The 18,191-nt window shown below is 53.8% G+C and carries 17 protein-coding genes; 13 read left to right on the forward strand and 4 right to left on the reverse strand.

The annotated features are described in order from the left end of the window. Window positions 1-189 precede the first annotated feature (189 nt). A complete protein-coding gene (locus BW972_RS06370; RefSeq protein ID WP_007654045.1) occupies window positions 190-645 on the forward strand; it encodes a PepSY-like domain-containing protein in 456 nt (151 codons plus the stop codon). A gap of 94 nt (window positions 646-739) precedes the next feature. On the opposite strand, the gene BW972_RS06375 is transcribed toward BW972_RS06370, so the two are convergent. After that, a complete protein-coding gene (locus BW972_RS06375; RefSeq protein ID WP_076421535.1) occupies window positions 740-3,166 on the reverse strand; it encodes a TonB-dependent receptor in 2,427 nt (808 codons plus the stop codon). 320 nt (window positions 3,167-3,486) lie between these two features. On the opposite strand from BW972_RS06375, the gene BW972_RS06380 reads away from it, so the two are divergent. The 9 genes from BW972_RS06380 to BW972_RS06420 all read left to right on the forward strand — a co-directional run bounded on the left by BW972_RS06380 (window position 3,487) and on the right by BW972_RS06420 (window position 13,473). Beyond that, window positions 3,487-3,963, forward strand: a complete 477-nt coding sequence (locus tag BW972_RS06380) for a DinB family protein (RefSeq protein ID WP_076421536.1) — start codon at window positions 3,487-3,489, stop codon at window positions 3,961-3,963. A 65-nt stretch (window positions 3,964-4,028) separates the two neighbouring features. Continuing rightward, window positions 4,029-4,397, forward strand: a complete 369-nt coding sequence (locus tag BW972_RS06385; protein ID WP_076422094.1) for a hypothetical protein — start codon at window positions 4,029-4,031, stop codon at window positions 4,395-4,397. 97 nt (window positions 4,398-4,494) lie between these two features. After that, a complete protein-coding gene (locus BW972_RS06390) occupies window positions 4,495-5,856 on the forward strand; it encodes an HTTM domain-containing protein (RefSeq protein ID WP_076421537.1) in 1,362 nt (453 codons plus the stop codon). A 118-nt stretch (window positions 5,857-5,974) separates the two neighbouring features. Next, window positions 5,975-7,429, forward strand: coding sequence for a S41 family peptidase (locus tag BW972_RS06395; protein WP_076421538.1), 1,455 nt, complete (start codon window positions 5,975-5,977; stop codon window positions 7,427-7,429). 14 nt (window positions 7,430-7,443) lie between these two features. Next, a complete protein-coding gene (locus BW972_RS06400; RefSeq protein ID WP_076421539.1) occupies window positions 7,444-7,653 on the forward strand; it encodes a hypothetical protein in 210 nt (69 codons plus the stop codon). 105 nt (window positions 7,654-7,758) lie between these two features. Beyond that, window positions 7,759-8,376 carry a hypothetical protein gene (locus BW972_RS06405; protein WP_076421540.1) on the forward strand — a complete coding sequence of 206 codons (618 nt, stop codon included), beginning with the start codon at window positions 7,759-7,761 and terminating at the stop codon, window positions 8,374-8,376. A 79-nt stretch (window positions 8,377-8,455) separates the two neighbouring features. Then, window positions 8,456-10,204, forward strand: a complete 1,749-nt coding sequence (locus BW972_RS06410) for an ABC transporter ATP-binding protein (protein WP_076421541.1) — start codon at window positions 8,456-8,458, stop codon at window positions 10,202-10,204. A gap of 270 nt (window positions 10,205-10,474) precedes the next feature. Continuing rightward, complete coding sequence (locus BW972_RS06415; protein WP_076421542.1) at window positions 10,475-12,682, forward strand: acylase; 2,208 nt, start codon at window positions 10,475-10,477, stop codon at window positions 12,680-12,682. 170 nt (window positions 12,683-12,852) lie between these two features. Then, window positions 12,853-13,473: a hypothetical protein gene (locus BW972_RS06420; RefSeq protein ID WP_076421543.1), complete on the forward strand. Its 621-nt coding sequence runs from the start codon at window positions 12,853-12,855 to the stop codon at window positions 13,471-13,473. A gap of 61 nt (window positions 13,474-13,534) precedes the next feature. On the opposite strand, the gene BW972_RS19950 is transcribed toward BW972_RS06420, so the two are convergent. Next, the gene (locus BW972_RS19950; protein ID WP_007654069.1) at window positions 13,535-13,711 is read right to left on the reverse strand and encodes a hypothetical protein; all 177 of its coding nucleotides are present in this window, start codon (window positions 13,709-13,711) and stop codon (window positions 13,535-13,537) included. 163 nt (window positions 13,712-13,874) lie between these two features. Here BW972_RS19950 and BW972_RS06425 point away from each other — a divergent pair, with 163 nt between their 5' ends. After that, on the forward strand, window positions 13,875-14,228 hold the full coding sequence (locus BW972_RS06425) for a DUF6152 family protein (RefSeq protein ID WP_007654071.1): 354 nt from the start codon (window positions 13,875-13,877) through the stop codon (window positions 14,226-14,228). A 23-nt stretch (window positions 14,229-14,251) separates the two neighbouring features. Continuing rightward, window positions 14,252-14,716, forward strand: a complete 465-nt coding sequence (locus BW972_RS06430; protein ID WP_076421544.1) for a DUF6644 family protein — start codon at window positions 14,252-14,254, stop codon at window positions 14,714-14,716. Between the two features lie 13 nt (window positions 14,717-14,729). Here BW972_RS06430 and BW972_RS06435 read toward each other — a convergent pair whose 3' ends face one another. Continuing rightward, window positions 14,730-15,863, reverse strand: a complete 1,134-nt coding sequence (locus BW972_RS06435) for a sensor histidine kinase (protein ID WP_007654074.1) — start codon at window positions 15,861-15,863, stop codon at window positions 14,730-14,732. 61 nt (window positions 15,864-15,924) lie between these two features. Beyond that, complete coding sequence (locus BW972_RS06440) at window positions 15,925-16,941, reverse strand: proline iminopeptidase-family hydrolase (RefSeq protein ID WP_076421545.1); 1,017 nt, start codon at window positions 16,939-16,941, stop codon at window positions 15,925-15,927. 127 nt (window positions 16,942-17,068) lie between these two features. On the opposite strand from BW972_RS06440, the gene BW972_RS06445 reads away from it, so the two are divergent. Then, window positions 17,069-18,160, forward strand: a complete 1,092-nt coding sequence (locus tag BW972_RS06445; RefSeq protein ID WP_076421546.1) for a DUF3616 domain-containing protein — start codon at window positions 17,069-17,071, stop codon at window positions 18,158-18,160. Window positions 18,161-18,191 lie beyond the last annotated feature (31 nt).

Below are 18,191 nucleotides of genomic sequence, written 5' to 3' on the forward strand. Positions count from 1 at the left end.
CTAACTGACTTGTACTATGTTTTGATAATGGGCAATTAACCAGCTCATTTCAGAACATTCTGGTAGGAGGGTGGTATAAGAAAAGAGAATTTCAAGGGTTGATATATTCTGTTAAGTAAGCGTAAGCGAACACAGAATTATCAACCTGTTTATCTTTTAAACCAATTATAACCTAAACGAAGAAGAGCTATGAAAAAGTTAGTTTTAACCCTGGCCCTGGGATTCGGTATGAGTACTGCCGTGTTTGCCCAGGACAATGTGCCGGAACGCGTAAAGACAAGTTTTAACAACAGCTACGCCCAGGCGAGCGATGTAGAGTGGAAAGCTAAAGATGATGCCTATTATGCCAAGTTCGAGATGAACGGCACCGACCACTGGATCATGTACAATGCAGATGGTACCATCAAAAAGCAGGGGCGTGAAATTGAAGTGAACGAGCTGCCGCAGGCAGTGCGAAACACCATTAGCCAGCAGTACGCCAACCGTACCATTGAGAAGGCCAAAACAGTAGAGAAAGACGGCCAGACCAGGTACATGGCTAAGCTCGAAGGCGATGACGAGGATCTGAAAGTGGTGTTCAATGCCGATGGTAGCGTAGAAAAAGAAAAGGATAAAGACAAAGACAAGAACAAGCGCAAATACTAAGGTATAGGCGCGGTCTATAACACAGAAAAGGGCAGTCCGGATGGGCTGCCCTTTTTTACGACAAAAATTTGCAGGCTATACCTGACGATCGGTACTAGCGACCGCCTTTGTCGTCGTTGTTGATCTTTTTGCTGCGCTTGCCGCCGTTGGTGTTCATCTGCCCGAAGCGCCACTCAAATGACAAGCGCACCGAGCGGTTGAAGTTGAAGGAGCGGGACTCGTAGGCAAAGGTTGGGTCGTTGCGCTGGCCGGTCTGTTTCATGCTGCGATTGAATGGGTTGTTCACACCTAGCGTGACACTTGCCTTCTTATCCCAGAATTCCCGCTTGGCTGCAAAGCCGTACCAGTGCCAGCCCGAGTTGCTGCTCTGCAGGTTCAGCCAGCCGGAGCTGTAGTTGCCGTAGGCCTGTATGGAGTAATCCCTGGGCAGTTTGTAAGTCGTGTTCAGGTTCATGCTCCACACCAGGCCGGAGTTGCTCAGGTTGCGGGCCGGACTTTCCACATCAAGGTAGCGCAGGTCGGAGCCGCCGCTCATGTTCCAGCTCTTGTTCAGCTGCCCCGACAGGTTGAGGTTCAGGCCATAGATCTTGCGCTGTGCCACGTTCTGAGGCGACAGCACCGATACGCCATTTTCATCAACCTGCGACAGGTACTCAATGGCATTGTCTGTATAGCGCCAGTAGAGAGCCGTGTTGATGTTGAGGCCCTTGTCGGTGCTCATGCTGTGGCCCAGTTCTACGGCATGGTTCAGTTCCGGGTCCAGGTAAGGGTTGCCGGTGCGCAGGTTCAGCGTGTCGCTGGCGTCTACCCAGGGGTTGAGGTACCAGATGAGCGGCCGCTGGATACGCTGGGTATAGCTGGCTTTCAGGGTATGCTCCTTTATCCCTTTCGACACCGAGATGCTCGGGATCAGATTAGTGTACTGGTTGCTCATCCTGGTATTGGTACTCTCAAAATCCCCTGAGATATCGGTGTGCTCCAGACGTGCGCCGGCCTTGATGTTCCATTTCGATTTGGTGCTCAGGTGCAGGGAGGTATAGCCGGAGTATACCCGCTGGAAGTAGCTGAAATCATTCGACTGGCTCGGGTCAGGCTCCATCGGACTCACCCCGTCCAGCGACTGCAGCACCCGGAATTCGCTGCCGATATCGCGGCGGATGGCCTTGGCGCCCACTTCCAGCTTCAGGCTGGTCGTGTCACGGCGTCCGTTGAGTTTAAAGGGATGGGTATAGTCGGTCTGCAAAGTATATTCCTTGTTCCGGCTGAGGTTCTTGCTTTGCTGCCGGAAGGTCAGCTCTTCGCCGGAGGTATAGTTCCCGACCTCGTACTCGTAGTTGTCGGGCATGCGACTGTACTGCGACAGGATGGAGAGCTCCTGCTCCGGCTTAAAGGTTTTGGTATAGCCCAGGTCCAGCTGTCCGTTGCCGTAGGGGTTTGTGTAGCTCCTTTCTGAGCGGAAATTCTGGAGCAGGTTGCCATTCGCATCATGGAGCCTGTTCAGAATGGTATTGTCGTTCGGGAAATCTCCACCCCATACGTTGGCTGAGAAGTTGATGCGGCTTGTGGAGTCCGGGTCGTAGTCGATGCTCATTTCGCCGTTGCCACCAAAACCGGTGTTATCAGCCCAGGTAGTTTGCTCGAAAACAGAAACAGGCTCCCCGTTTACCAGGTTGGTACGCGTACTCTCCATGCTGTATTTGTTGCGGTATTGGTAACCGCTGGCCGAAAGCGAAATGCCAAGCTTCTTTTTGCGGTAATTCAGGTTGGTGCCCAGGTAGCGGTTCAGGTTGCCGGTCGTCACGTTGGTGGAGCCGTTGAAGCCCTGCAAGCCCTTTTTGGTGATGATGTTGATGACACCTGCCGAGCCCTCTGCATCGTAGCGGGCGCCTGGACTCGTGATCACCTCCACCGACTTGATGTTATCGGCGGGCATCTGGCGGAGCGCCTCGGCCAGGTTGCGGGCCATCATGCCGGATGGCTTCCCGTTCACGAGCACCTTGATGTTGCTGTTGCCGCGCATCTGTACATTGCCGTCGAGGTCTACGGTGAGTGTAGGCACTTTGCGCAGCACGTCCGCCGCATTGCCCCCGGCATTGGAAGCGTCTTTTTCGGCATTGTACACCAGCTTGTCGCCCTTGTCTTCCACCAGCGCCTTCATGGCCGTCACTTCCACGGCGGCCAGCAGCTTGCTGTCAGAGTTGAGCGGAACCTTACCGAGTTGGAGCACAGGCTGCTCGGCTGTCAGTGTGATCGGGAGCTTTTTAGGGCGGTATCCCAGGAAAGTAAGCTCCAAGGTATAGCTGCCCAGGGGCAGATTGGCCAGTTCGAACTTGCCTTCGCCGTCCGCCGCCGTTCCCGATATCAGTTTGTCGCCATTTTTGAGCACGGCATTGGCATAGCCGATGGGGGCTGCCGTCAGAGAGTCACTGAGCACGCCGCTCAGTTTGCCCGGATGGGCCATTTGCGCCATCGTGCTACCTCCAACCAGCACCAGGAGCAATAAAGTAAATAACTGTTTCATAATTTTATTTTGTGGAAAGATCAGGTTACAAATTGGCAAACAGAACCCCGGGCAAAGCCAAAGGCTATACCTGCAGGTGGGTGAAAACTTGTTGAATTGGTGTTTTACTGATGCGAATTTGAACTATAGATGTATGCTCTAGTCCGATAGTTGCCTCTGCCACTCAAAAATTTTTTATTTTTTTCAGGATGTGGCCAAAAGGCTGCAAAAACAAGGTATAGCAGGTGCTTTAAAAGGGAAGTGATTCGAATCACAAGGCTTGCTGCACCCATCTCAGTTCTAAACAGGTATAGCAGTTATGAGCATGTAAAAACAAACCGATGAAAGAGGAAAAACAATTGCGTAATCACCTGGAAAAACTGATGCGGATGGGGCAGGCCTACCGTCCGATGGATGAGCTGCTGCAAGGGCTGAGTGTAACCGAAGCCGGGCGGCAGGTAAAGGAACTGCCTTATACCATCTGGCAACTGCTCGAGCACCTGCGTTTTGCCCAGCACGACATCCTGGACTTTTGCCGCAACCCCGATTACCAGGAACCCGACTGGCCCGACGATTACTGGCCAGCAGACGTAGCCCCAGCCGATGAGGATGCCCTGAAACAGACCCTGCAGGCGATCAACCGGGACCTGGAGGCCATGGTGCAGCTGGTGCAGGATACGGAGCAGGATCTCTTTGCACCCATACCGCATGGCAACGGACAGACGCTCCTGCGCGAAGCCATGCTGGTGGCCGAGCACAATGCCTACCATCTCGGACAGATCGTGGTGCTGCGGCGACTGTTGGGTGCTGATCTGTGAAGCAGGGCTTAGCACTGGCCTATACCTGCCGGCTTTCGTAAAATAAGCAGAGGAGGGGTGTGGAAATGGAACAGATCCGGCAACAGGATGTATACCTTCGCAAACAGAAACTGCTGCTCATCAAAGTAGTACATACCCTGGTGTGGGTGTTCTACAATGTCGTGATCTTTTACCTGCTCTATGCCGTTATCACCAACCGGATCGACAAATGGGTCTGGATCTGCCTGGGCCTGATCGTGCTGGAAGGCCTTGTGCTGCTGGTGTTCAACAAAATGTGCCCCATCACAGTGGTGGCCCGGCGGTATTCAGATTCCACCAAAGACAATTTCGATATTTTTCTGCCTAACTGGCTGGCCAGGTATAATAAAGAGATCTATACGACGATCGTTCTCATCAGTGTGCTTATATTAGCGTACCGCTTGCTGCTGGAGTGAGTTGAGCGCATGGCCATACCTGGAGCAGGTAAGCTATGCGGAAAGCGGTGGTTATTCGCAATCCGGCTTCGTAGGAAGTCATACATCCTGAATCGCTATGCAGCAGCTTATCAAGCCGATCGGCATTTATCCGCTGGTTTATTTCCGCATCCTGTTCGGGTTGCTGATGTTCTGCGAAGGTATAGGCGCCGTGCTTATCAACTGGGTGCAGGAGCACTACGTGGAGCCGACCATCCATTTTGGCTACATCGGGCTGGAGTGGATCAGGCCCCTGGCCGGCAATGGCATGGTATACCTGTACCTGGTCATGGCGCTGCTGGGCTTTCTGATCATGGTGGGCTGGCGCTACAAGCTTTCTTCTTTTCTTTTTTTCCTGCTCTTCGGCTACAGCTTTTTCAGCGAAAAAACACACTACCTCAACCACCACTACCTCATCTGGCTCATCAGCGGACTGATGGTGACCCTGCCTGCCCACCGCAAATACTCCCTGGATGTACGCAGGCGGCCGGAGCTGGAAACAGAGGTGGCCCCGCAGTGGACGCTCTGGCTCTTCCGGGCACAGCTGGTGCTGGTGTACTTTTACGCCGGGGTGGCCAAACTGCAACCCGACTGGCTGGCGGCCAAATCCATGAGCATCTGGATGTCCGCCAAAACACACTTCTACGTCATCGGTCCCTACCTGAACACCCCGGCTATGATACAACTGGTGGTGTGGGGAGGCCTTGTTTTTGACTTCCTGATCGGCTTTGCCCTGCTCTGGCCCCGCACCAGGATGGTGGCTTTCTGGGTGGCCTTCGCTTTTCACATCTTCAACTCGGCGGTGTTTCATGTGGGGGTTTTCCCATACTTCATGATCGCTGCCAATGTGCTGTTCTTTAGCCCTGAGCAGATCGCCCGCTGGTTTTTCAGGAAAAAGATCTCGCCTGAACTCCTGCAGGATGTACCGCTTAAACAACCTCACTGGCAACTTCGACTGGGGGCGCAATTCTGCCTGCTATACCTGGGTTTTCAGCTACTTTTCCCGCTGCGGCACTTCTTTATACCCGGCGACGTGAACTGGACGGAAGAAGGGCATCGCTTCTCCTGGCGCATGATGCTGCGCACCAAACGCGGCCATGTGTACTACCAGGTAAAGGACCCGGCTTCAGGGCATGTGCTATACGTTTCTCCTAACGACTACCTGGTGCGGGAGCAGCTGAAAGAACTGCCCAAGCATCCGGATATGATCTGGCAGTTTGCGCAGTTCCTGAAGCTGGAATTTCAAAAGAAAGGGATAGCCAATCCGGAGGTATATGCCATCTCCCGCCTCAGTCTCAATGGCTACCCGGCGCACCCTATCGTAGACCCTACCGTGGATCTGGCAGCTATACCTTATACCTGGGGTGCCAAAAGCTGGGTGACGCCACGGCCCGAGGCAGATGGTTGGCCCTGGGTGAAACAGATCATTTCAGAAAAGTGACCAGCTATACCTGTTTTGTACAATACTGTTATTTTTTATCGGATTCTCTCTTAATCTGCGTAGCTTTCAGCCAAATAAGGAGGGAAGGATAGCGTATAAACCACAGAAAAACAGCAGCATGAAAAGTAACTTGTATAGCAAACCCATCCAGCTTTTGCTGTTCTTTTTGATGCTGTCAGCAACCGGACGCGCGATCGCACAGCACAAGCCGATCAGATTTGCCGCTACGGATGTGAAAGCCGACATGGCCTATGCTTACGAAACACTGCAAAAGGCCCATTACAACCTTTACGCCTATGTGAGCAAGCGGGACTATGACGCAGCCTATGACGATTTGGTAAGGTCAATCCGCAAAGACTCCCTCAGCATGCTCGAGACGACCATGCTGATGCAGCGGCTGCTGGCGATCGGCAACGTGGGGCATTGCGAAGTGGATTTCCCGGCAGGCTCTTACATCACTTACGCCACGCAGGGCGGCACCGTGTTTCCGCTTGAACTAGCCTTTGAAGAGGGCAAAGCCTTCGTCCGCAAAAGCTATGTGCCGGATTCCAGCGTGCGGGCAGGAGATCAGCTGCTGCAGCTCAACGGCAAACCGATCCGGAAACTAAAGGCCGCGATCCATCCCTACCTATCGGCGGAGCGCCCTTATTTCAAAGATGCCAAACTCGAGTTCTGGTCTTTTCCCCGCTACTACTGGGCCGTGTTCGGGCAGCAGGAGTCCTTTAAAGTGAAAGTGAAAAGTGCCACTGGTAAGCGCAGCACCCATATACTGGAGCCAATCACGGTGATGGGTTACGAAGCCAGTCGGGGAGGGGAGATCCTCAAAAACGAACGCTCTTTCAGGTATATCGGGGATGTCGCCTACCTGCACCCCGGTCCTTTCAGCTCACCGGAGCCAGACGGGGAGGCGCAGTTCAAGGCCTTTGTGGACAGTGCCTTTGCGGACATCAATTCACGCCAGGCCCCTTACCTGATCCTGGACCTGCGCAACAATGCCGGTGGACACAATACCTTCAGCGATCACCTGATCGCCTACTTTGCTGACAAGCCTTTCCGCTGGTTCTCGGAGTTCACCGTCCGGACCAGTGAGGTGCTCAAGGTTCAAACCCGCAAACAGTACCCCAAGGCTATACCGGACGACTATACCCGCCAGATCCTGGAGACTCCTGATGGCGACACCTTCGCCTATGCCCAAACTATGCAACAGCCGATGCCGGAGAACCTGCGATTCAAGGGCAAGGTATATGTGCTCGTCAACCGGCAGTCTTATTCCATGGCGGCGGTGAGCGGCGCCCTGATCCAGGACTATGGCTTCGGGGAAATCGTGGGTGAGGAGACCGGCGACACACCTACGCTCTATGCCGCGCAGTTCAGTTTTCAGCTGCCCCGCACGAGTGTGGAACTCAAAGTGCCGAAAGGCTACATCGTGCGGCCAAACGGAAACGAAAAACTTGCCGGCCTCATACCTGACCACCTCGTGCGCGACCACCTGCTCGACGACGAAGATGAAGTGCTTCGCTATACCCTGGAAAAGCTCATTCAGGCCCAGCGGACCTCCTCCGCCCAACAGTAAATCAGACCCAGCCTATGTCCCGAAAATCAAGTAGCGAACCGAAGTCTGCCAACAGCCGCCTGACAAACGCCTGTACCAGCTTGCAGGTATCCGGGCAGTTGGTGCGCTTTTACCCAACGGCCTTGCTGCCAAAAACAAGCCGCGATTCCGACGATGACCAGTCGGGCGGTTACAGCAGTCCGGTCTGCTATGCCCACCTGCGGGAGTTCCGGGAAGGGTTCTGAACGAGTTTGCCAAACATGGTGAACGTACCTGCATTCCGGGCGTAGGTGTTTTCCTTTTATTTCGTGCTACGTATAAATAAGGTGGTGATTTTAAAATGCTTAGCTATGAAAAAAATGTTACGTATCTGGGGGCTGATGGCCTTCGTTTCCTTCCTGAGCCTGTCGGCCTGCGAAGAAAAAGACGGCGCTGATCCTGCTGTCGATCTCTCGTTCTCATCGTCCGAGTTTTTGCTCGATGACCTGGATGCCCTGGCAACGCCCCACCTACGCGATGGCTGCGACGAAAAAGCATTCAACCTCCATACGGTAGCCACTGCCAAAACTGACCGGCAATCGCTTTCCTACATCTTGCCTACTTTAGGTTTGCAGACCAATCAGGCTGCTACCATCAGGGACTTTGCACTGGACCACCAACGGTCCACTTCCACGCATCGCGGCAGCGTCAGCATCATACACCAGGAAATACTCATGCGGGCCAACGCCGAGCGTGACACCTACGTGAAAGCCTACAACGAAAAGCGCATCAGTTTTGAGCAGCTGGAGGCAAAGCTCCTGACCCTACGTGAGCGTGTGGAAGCAGAGCTACAGAAGCATGAACAGAAACAAACGCACATGCGGGTGCTACGCGAGCACCGCACCGGTCTGATGCAAAACATTGAAACCGTGCTCAACCCGACCCAACTTCAGCAGTGGAGCAACTGGCGGCGCAGCATTCCCTCATAAGGTATAGCACACAGCTTAATTGAAACGCTCACAGCAGGTATACCTGCTGTGAGCGTTTTTTTGTTGTATCTTCACCGCCATGCCAAAATCAAAGAAACTACAGAACGTTACAATTGCAGAAGTATTCCGGACCATCATCTGGCCGCGCCGGAGGTATCTTGCGGTCGGGTTAGTGCTGATCGTCATCAGTCGCCTGGCTGGTCTGGTGCTGCCCGGTGCGAGTAAGTTTCTCATCGATGATGTGATCCCGACCGGTGACAGCACCATGCTCAAATGGTTGATCGGGGCCGTGCTGACAGCCATTGTCATTCAATCGGTAACCTCCTTTGCGCTCACACAGATACTGAGCGTGGAGGCCCAGCACCTCATCTCGCAACTACGCGCCAAAGTGCAGCGCCACATCATGCAGCTGCCCATCCGCTTTTTCGACAATACCAAAACCGGCGAACTGGTATCGCGCATCATGACGGATGTGGAAGGGGTGCGTAACCTCGTCGGTACCGGCTTTGCGCAGATGATAGGCGGCGTCCTGACCTCGCTCATCTGCCTGGTGCTGCTCATTTACATCAGTCCGCTCATGACAGGCTTTGCACTCATTCCGGTGGCCATTTTTGGGGTGATCTCCCTCAAGGCCTTCGGTAAGATCAGGCCGATCTTCCGGGAGCGCGGCGTGATCAATGCTGAAGTGACCGGTCGCCTGACCGAAACGCTGGGCGGGGTGCGTGTGATCAAAGGTTTCAATGCGGAGGCGCAGGAGATCAGGACATTTGAAGATGGCGTAACACGCCTTTTCCTGAACGTAAAGCAGAGTCTGACCACGACCAGCATGGTGACTTCGGCCGCTACCTTGCTGCTGGGCTTTGCTTCGGCGGGCATCATGGGTATTGGCGGCTACCTGATCATGAAGGGCGAGATGACCTTTGGAGACTTTCTGGCCTTCACGCTATACCTGGGTTTTATGATTGCCCCGATCCTGCAAATGAGCAACATCGGGAGCCAGTTTACGGAAGCCTTCGCTGGCCTCGACCGTACGCAGGAAATCCTGAACACTCCCCTCGAAGACGAGCATGGGACCCGCACACTCAAACTCGATCAGATTCACGGCGACATCGTGTTCGACCGGGTGGCTTTTGCCTATGAAACCGGCAAAGACGTGGTGAAGGAAATCAGCTTTCGGGCGCCTGCCGGTTCTGTCACGGCGCTGGTAGGAACTTCTGGCTCCGGCAAAACGACCATCGCAGGCCTGGCCGCTTCTTTCCTCAATCCTGACAGCGGCACGATTACCGTAGACGGTCACGACCTGCAGACGATCAGTCTGCAAAGCTACCGCAGCCAATTGGGCGTGGTGCTGCAGGACGACTTTCTGTTTGAAGGCAGCATCCGGCAGAACATTCTTTTTCCGCGGCCCAACGCTACAGAGGAACAACTGATGCAGGCGGTACACGCAGCGCACGTGCAGGAGTTTACCGACCGTTTCCCGGAAGGGCTCGACACGCTGATCGGGGAGCGGGGCGTAAAGTTATCAGGCGGACAACGGCAGCGGATTGCAATAGCACGCGCCATCTTGGCCGATCCGCGCATCCTCATCCTGGACGAAGCCACCTCTAACCTCGACACGGAGAGCGAGAGCCTGATACAGGCCAGCCTTAAGACCCTGATGCAGGGCCGCACCACCTTTGTGATCGCCCACCGCCTCAGCACGATCCGGCAGGCCGACCAGATCCTGGTGATCGAGCAGGGCCGTATCACGGAGCAGGGGCGTCATGAAGAGTTGCTGGAGAAGAAGGGGCGCTACTATCAACTCTATACCTATCAGGCGAGAATATAACGCTGTATCTGAAGTGCATGTGTGGGCTTTATACCTTCTTTTGCAAAGTCAGCAGGAATAGCTGCCTTTGCGATACAGTATTTGCCATTTACTGCACTTTCGGTTTGCAAATCCGGAAGTGCGTGCCAGTCTATACCTGTCAGCGGGTCAGGTAACGGAAGCTTTGCGTACTTGCTTCTGGTGTGTTGTGCACCTGCTGCGGTTTCCTGTGTAATTTCAGAATTATGCTTAAATTGGTAGATCGAATTTCAGCTTATCTACCTTAAAACCATGAACTATCTCTTCAGGCCCCAGGTCTTCCTGCTGCTTTTATTCCTCTTCGTTTCCTCCTGCGCCACCAACCCTAAAACCGACCCCGCAAGCGAGGTCGCGAAGTGGGAGGAGCAAGCTGCCCGTGTTACCATCATGCGGGATGATTTTGGCGTGCCGCACATCTACGGTAAAACCGATGCCGATGCCGTGTTCGGGCTCTTGTATGCTCAGTGCGAAGATGACTTTAACCGCGTGGAGCGCAACTACATGTGGGCAATTGGCCGACTGTCGGAGGTAGAAGGAGAGGAGCAACTTTACAGCGACCTGCGTGCCCGTTTGTACATGACAGAAGAAGAGGCGAAAGCGGAATATGAAAGAAGTCCGGCGTGGCTGAAGGAGCTGTGCCAGGCCTTTGCGGACGGCATCAACTACTACCTGCACACCCACCCGGAGGTGAAGCCGAAACTGCTTACCCGCTTTGAGCCCTGGATGCCGATGTACTTCAGCGAAGGCTCCATCGGTGGCGACATCGAGAGCGTTTCCACTAAAGGCATCAAGGCGTTTTATGAAGAAGACCGGTCGCTGGGGCTGAACAGCCAGGGACACGGGCTAGTACAGCCGGCCTTGCTGGAAGAGCCGAAGGGCTCCAACGGCTTTGCCATCTCGGGCAAGCACACGGCCTCCGGCGACGCCATGCTGCTGATCAACCCGCATACCTCTTTCTTTTTCAGGGGCGAGGTGCATGCGGTGAGCGAAGAGGGGCTGAACGCCTACGGCGCCGTGACCTGGGGGCAGTTCTTCATCTACCAGGGCTTCAATGAGAAGACCGGCTGGATGCACACTTCTGCCTATGCCGACGTGATCGACGAGTTTGAAGAAACCATTGTAAGGCAGGACGGCAAGCTATTTTACAGGTATGGCGAGGAACTGCGTCCAGTAGAAACGCAGGAAGTAACACTGGCCTACAAAGACGGCGAGGAACTGAAGCAGAAGACCTTCACCACCTACCGCACCCACCACGGACCGATCACGCACATGAACGGCGACAAGTGGGTGGCCACGGCCCTGATGTGGAAGCCGGTTGATGCCCTGATCCAGTCCTATACCCGCACTAAGAAAAGCAACCTGAAGGAGTTTAACGAGATGATGCAGATGCGCACCAACTCCTCCAACGCGACCGTGTACGCCGATGCCGACGGTAACATCGCCTACTACCATGGTAACTTTTTCCCGAGACGCGATACCTCTTTCGACTACTCCAAACCGGTGGACGGCAGCAACCCGAAAACCGACTGGAACGGCCTCCACTCACTTGATGAAACGATCCGCATCATGAACCCGCCGAACGGCTGGATCCAGAACTGTAACTCCACACCTTATACCGCCGCAGCTGAGTATAGCCCGAAGAAAGAGGACTACCCGGTCTACATGGCACCATCCCCTGAGAACTTCCGCGGTGTGCACGCTATCCGTTTGCTCAAAAAGGCAGAGAACCTGACCCTCGACAAACTGATCGATCTGGCCTATGATCCTTACCTGCCAGGCTTCGAGGTGCTGATACCCGGACTCGTGAAAGCCTATGATGCGCAAAAGCCAAACGACCCCAAACTGAAAGCAGCCATCGACGTGATGCGCAACTGGGACTATGCCGTGTCGAAAGAGTCAGTGGCGATGTCGCTGGCGCATTTCTATGCCACCAACCTGCTGCGCGACGGTTCTGCGCCAAAAGGCCATATCATGGAGCGCTTCGACTACTATGCCAACACAGCACCAGCAGCAGAGCGACTGGAGATTTTTCAAAAGACCATCGCAGAACTGGAGCAGGACTTCGGACAGTGGAACACGCCATGGGGTGAAATCAACCGCTTCCAGCGCCTGACCGGTGACATCAAGCAGCCTTTCAATGATGCGGCTCCGAGCATACCGGTGGGTATGGCTTCCGGCAACTGGGGAGCGCTGGCTTCTTATGGCGCCAACCGCTACGACACCAAACGTCTATACGGCACTTCCGGCAACAGCTTTGTGGCCGTGGTGGAATTTGGCGACAAGGTAAAAGCCAAGACCATCCTGGCCGGCGGACAAAGCGGCGACCCTAGTTCTCCACACTTCAACGACCAGGCCGCCCGCTATGCCAATGTGGAGTTCAAAGACGTAGCCTACTACCGCGAAGACGTAGAGAAAAGAGCCAAAGCCACTTATAAACCGGGGCAGAAGCAGAGCAAATAGCAGGTATAAAATGATCTGAATTGAAAAGGTCCGGGCTGTTGAGTCCGGACCTTTTTTATGTGGCGATTGTGGGAGAGCATTTGCCCCTTATGTGAGCAAAAACTAAATGACATTCCATTTTCACAGCAATTTTATTTCTCTATCTTGCATAGTAAAATAACTATATACCTATGAACAAACTTAGATTTGTGATGATGTGGTGCCTGCTATTGGGCATCCTGGTTTCGTGTGGCGACAAGGACGACGATGCTTCACCGGCAGCAGCCGTAGAGCTGGATTACCTACCCGATACGAAAGGCTCTACCTGGAACTATGGCGGCACTAACCCTTACTCCCTGACTGCCACAGGCAATACCAAGGTAGTTGATGGGAAGACCTATTCAGAGTTTGAAACAAAGCAGGGAAATGAAACAAGAAAGTCTTATCTGCTGAAAGAAAAGGGCGTGTATACAGGTATAGGAATGGACCCAAGCTTGTCCAACGACATTTCCCTGACATTTCTGAAAGAAGAAACACCAGTGGGTAAAGCCTGGTATCAGACCAATACCATCAATGGATTTGAGACCAAAATGACCTTTACGATCATTGCAAAAGACATCACCAAAACAGTAGAAGGCAAGACCTATAAGGAGGTGATCCATGTGCAGGCTAAAACATCTGTTATCTTCATGGACATGGAGATAGATTCGGGCGTCAACACAAATTACTACTGGGCCAAAGGGGTAGGCCTGATCCTGACAGATGCCGGTCAGCATGGAAACATTCCGCTTATGACTTACAGCATCAAGTAACAGCGAGCATCCATAAAGCTCGTAAATTAAAAAGCCCCTACCGAAAGCAGGGGCTTTATTTTTATTTAACCGGTACGGGTATCAGCTCACGCTCGAAGTACACCAGGTCCCGCTGCGATGGATTACCATTGACGGTGCAGTAGTAGATGCGCTTCAGGTATTGTCTGATCGTTAACTTTAGATCCGGATTCACTTTTGCGAACACTTCAGATCCGATGGGGAATGTGTTTTCTAACATATCCTAAGGTACGCAGTTTAATCCATTATCACCGGGTTATTCCGATGTATTTTACAGAAGGTGCCACAGGGGAAGATCAGAGGTGTTATCTGCCCCAGCCCATACCTGCACCTTTTCCTGTTTTCTGCGTTTTTAACTAGGTATCACTATTAAATTTATACCTATGATGCTGCCTGCCAAACTACTTCTGATTCTATTACTGCCCTTCTCTGTGGCGCTCTCCACGCTGCATCACGGCTGGGCAAATTACGACCAGACCAAAACCCTGGACTATACCGGCCTGGTGGAGGAAATCACGTATGAAAACCCGCATGGGATGTTAAAGCTACAGCACGAGGACAAGACCTGGACGGTAGTGCTGGCACCGCCCAGCCGAATGAATTCCCGTGGCCTGAGCAGGGATATGCTGCAGGCCGGCGACTCGGTGCGGGTGGTGGGCTATCCGCATAAGGAGGTGAAGGATGAAATGCGTGCTGAGCGGATCTATGTAGGAGATAAGAAGATCGAACTACGCTAGCGGTGTCCTATACCTTGGCGGGAATGCTGCAGGGGCTGGAAGCATCAGCGCTGGCCAGTGCTATCCGGCAATCCACCTGGCTATACCCGGTCCTGGAGATCGTGCATATCCTGGGCATCGTGTTGCTGGTTGGCGGTGCTTTCCTCTTCGATCTGCGCCTGCTGGGCCTCTCCCGAAAACTGCCTGTACCGGAACTGGCCCGCCATCTGTTGCCCTGGTCCAGGAGAGGGCTATACCTGATCATACCTTCCGGTATACTGCTGTTCAGTACCAATGCGGTGGCCCTGGCTGCTGATACCGTTTTTCATATCAAGATGATCGGGCTGGTAGTGGGCGGAATCAATGCCGGTATATTTCATCGGTACATCTTTGCTGCAGCGCCGGAATGGCAACATGGCAACACGCCCCGGCCTGCTAAAGCGGTGGCGCTTTGCTCCATTGTGGTATGGGTGCTGGTGATTGCCTGCGGACGTTTGCTGGCATATTAGCTTAGAAGAGACCTTATACCGCTGCCGGAAAGTAGAGCCTGAATTCTGTGCCGACATTCTCTTCACTTTCCACTTCTATTTTGCCGCCGGCATTCTCCACGATGCGCTTCACCATATAGAGCCCGATGCCGGTGCCTTCCACGTGGTCATGAAACCGCTTGAACATGGTGAACAGCTGTTGCTGCTGACGGCTGTTGACGCCCAGGCCATTGTCTTTGATGCTGAGCAGCACACTGGATCCTTGCAGGCGGGTGCTTAAGGTGATGAGGCAGTCACGGTCCGGCGCCTGAAACTTGATGGCATTGCTGATCAGGTTGTATAGGATGCTCCTGAAGTTCTTGCGCGAAAACTTCAGCTGGTATACCTGCAGGTCAGTATGGATAAAGCAGTCTTTCAGCTTATCCGGCTTGTTCAGGTCGGCCATGATCTCATCATATACCTCCTTGATGTTGATCACTTCATCCGAGGCGCTTTCGCTGAACCCTTTCTGCATCCTGCTGATCTCGGTCAGGTCGGCAATCGTTCGCTTGAACCGGTCCACCGAATCCACCACATGCTGCACGATCTCCTCAATTTCATTGTTCAGCGCGTTAACCGCTACCAATTCCTTTTTCAGAATACCCATCAGCGCCTCAATGTTCATGATCGGAGACCGCAGGTCATGGGAGGCTGTGTAGACGAAGGTGTCCAGGTCGAGGTTGATGCGCTGCAGCTCGGTATTCTTGTGCTCGAGGGCGCTCTGCTGGCGAGCAGCGAGTTTATCCTGCAGCGCTTTCTGCTCGGTTAGGTCGCCGGTGATCTTCGTAAATCCAATGTGTTTGCCATCGGCAAAAATAGGGGTTAGTTTAACGGTGGCCCAGAACAAAGAACCGTCTTTTCGCCTGCGCCAGTCTTTCGCTTCGTAAACGCCGTTTTCCAGGGCAGATTTCATTTCCAACTCGGGTTTGCCCGCCTGCTGGTACTCCTCCGGGAAGAGCATGCCATAAAACTCGCCAACAAATTCTTCTTCCTTATACCCCTTCAGTTGCTCTACGCCCTGGTTCCAGGTGGCAATAATACCCTCGGTGTCCATCGCGAAAATGGCATAGTCTTTTATCTGCTGAATAAAATAGGAGTTGATCCTTTCCGGATCATGCAGTGGATTCATGGGTAAAAAGCGAAAGTTCTAAGCTATTTACTCTATTCCCATGGCACAGGTTATGGCAATGCTACCGATCCACGTCCTTCATAAAATTCACCAGTCCTTCAAAGTAGGTTTTCTGATCGTCATAGAAAGCCATGTGGCTGCCTTCGGGGCAATGCAGGTAGCGGCCGTTCGGAAACTGCTTGGCCATCCACTCCATGTGTTGCGGGTCCATGGTGTCGTGCTGACCGCCGATGGTGAGTGTGGGCACCTTTATATCGGACAGGTGTTGGGAGCGGTCCCAATTCAGCAGTGAGGCATTTCCCCGGATGCCGAACTCGCTTGGGCCCTGCATCTGCACGTAGATGCTTTGGTTCATGTGGTCGAGCATGCGCAGTGCCGGGTCCGGCCATTCTTCCAGCGGCATGCGCAGGGCATGCTGGGTATAGAAGTGCGGCAGCAGGAGCTCCATGTAGCGCGGGTTCTCAAAGTCATTGTCGGCCTCTATCTGCTTGATCTCGGCCAGTACCTCGGCTGGCATCTGCGGCCCCAGCACCTCGTCGGCATAGCGGTTGTAGGCAGGTACGCTCGACATCATATTCGAGATGATCAGGCCTTTGAGGTGCTGCTGGTACCGGAGCGCGTACTCCATGGCCAGAATGCCGCCCCAGGAGTGGCCCAGCAGGTAGAAGTTGCTCTTATCCAGTTGCAGCGCCTGCCGCACCTGTTCCACTTCCTCCACAAAGCGGTCGATCTCCCAAAGGCCGGTATCGTCGGGTTTGTCGCTGTAGTGGGAGCCCAGCTGGTCGTAGTAGTAATACTCGATGCCCGCCTTAGGCAGGAAGCTGTGAAAGCACTCAAAAGCCTCGTGTGTGCCGCCCGGTCCGCCATGCAGCAAAAGCAGTTTGATGGTGGGGTTGTTGCCTACCCGCTTCGTCCAAACGAAAAACTCGCCTTTCGGGGTATGGATGGTGATCCGGCGAGCCCCGCCGCTCAGTTCGTGTTCCGTGCCGGCGTAGTTGTGGTAGTCGGCTACAGAAGGCGTAGCGCTGCCTGAGTTTTCGGAAGGGGAGAGCTGGCGAATGGAAAGGCGTGATTTCATGGTTTATTGTTTAAGGTGAGCAGAAGGAATATGTACGGTGAATATACACAAAGTATGGCTTTGTGTTGCTAGGTATTGCAAGCGTATGTATACCTTGACAGGTGCTACTTAAATACTATCTTACAACATGCCTGAACAAATCAAACTGAACTTTTCCCCGGACCTGAGCCTGAATGCCGAAGGCAAGCATGTGCGCGACGGGCTTTCTACCGCCATGCTCACTGGCGATAATTTATGGCTGAGCTGCGATGAGCGTACTAGCATTGAGCGCCTCACCCGTTTGCCTGACGGAGCCTTTGGCAAGCACCGCTCCTTTGATGTGCATGCCTACCTCGACCTGCCGGCGCAGAACCACAGTGAGATCGACATAGAAGGTATGGGCATGGCCGATCATTACCTCTGGCTGGTGGGCTCCCACAGCCTGAAGCGAAAGAAGCCGAAGCGGCACGACTCCATCGCCAAACAGATCAAGCGCCTGGCCCAAATCAAAAGCGACCCTAACCGCTACATCCTGGCGCGCATCCCTATACTTCAGGATCCTGAAACGGGTGACTATACCTTGTACAAAGAAGTGGCGCACCCCGACCAGCCCGGCAAAATGCTGCGGGCGGGGCAGTTGCGGGGCGACAGAACGAGCAACCTGCTAACCGAATTGATGGAGCAGGACGAGCACATAGCGCCTTTCATGAACATACCCGGCAAAGACAACGGCTTCGACATAGAAGGACTGGCCGTACACGGCAGCCGCATCTTCATCGGGCTGCGCGGACCGGTGCTGCGTGGCTGGGCCATGGTGCTGGAAGTGGAGCCGGAGGAAGACGAGGCGGGCATCCTGCACCTGAAGCAGCTGACAAAAGAGAAACCCTACCGGAAGCACTTCCTCAACCTGCGGGGCAAAGGTATACGGGAACTGCGCATTCACGGGAATGACCTATACCTGCTGGCCGGGCCCACCATGGACCTGGACGGCGTGATCGCCATTTACCGCTGGCGCAATGCCCTGAACGGCGACATGGAACAGGTGGTGCATAACAACGAGCTGGAGCGGCTGTGCGAGGTGCCGCATGGCACAGGTGAGAACTCTGGCAAAGACAAAGCCGAAGGCCTTGCCATACTCGATGATCAGCGTGTGCTGGTGGTATTCGACAGCCCGATGGAGGAGCGTACCGTCGGGGAAAACGATGTACTGGCGGATGTTTTAAGAATAGGGGAAGGCTGATCTGATAACGAGGGTTCGATACAAATATTCC

Source organism: Pontibacter lucknowensis (assembly GCF_900156415.1).
Lineage (GTDB): Bacteria > Bacteroidota > Bacteroidia > Cytophagales > Hymenobacteraceae > Pontibacter > Pontibacter lucknowensis.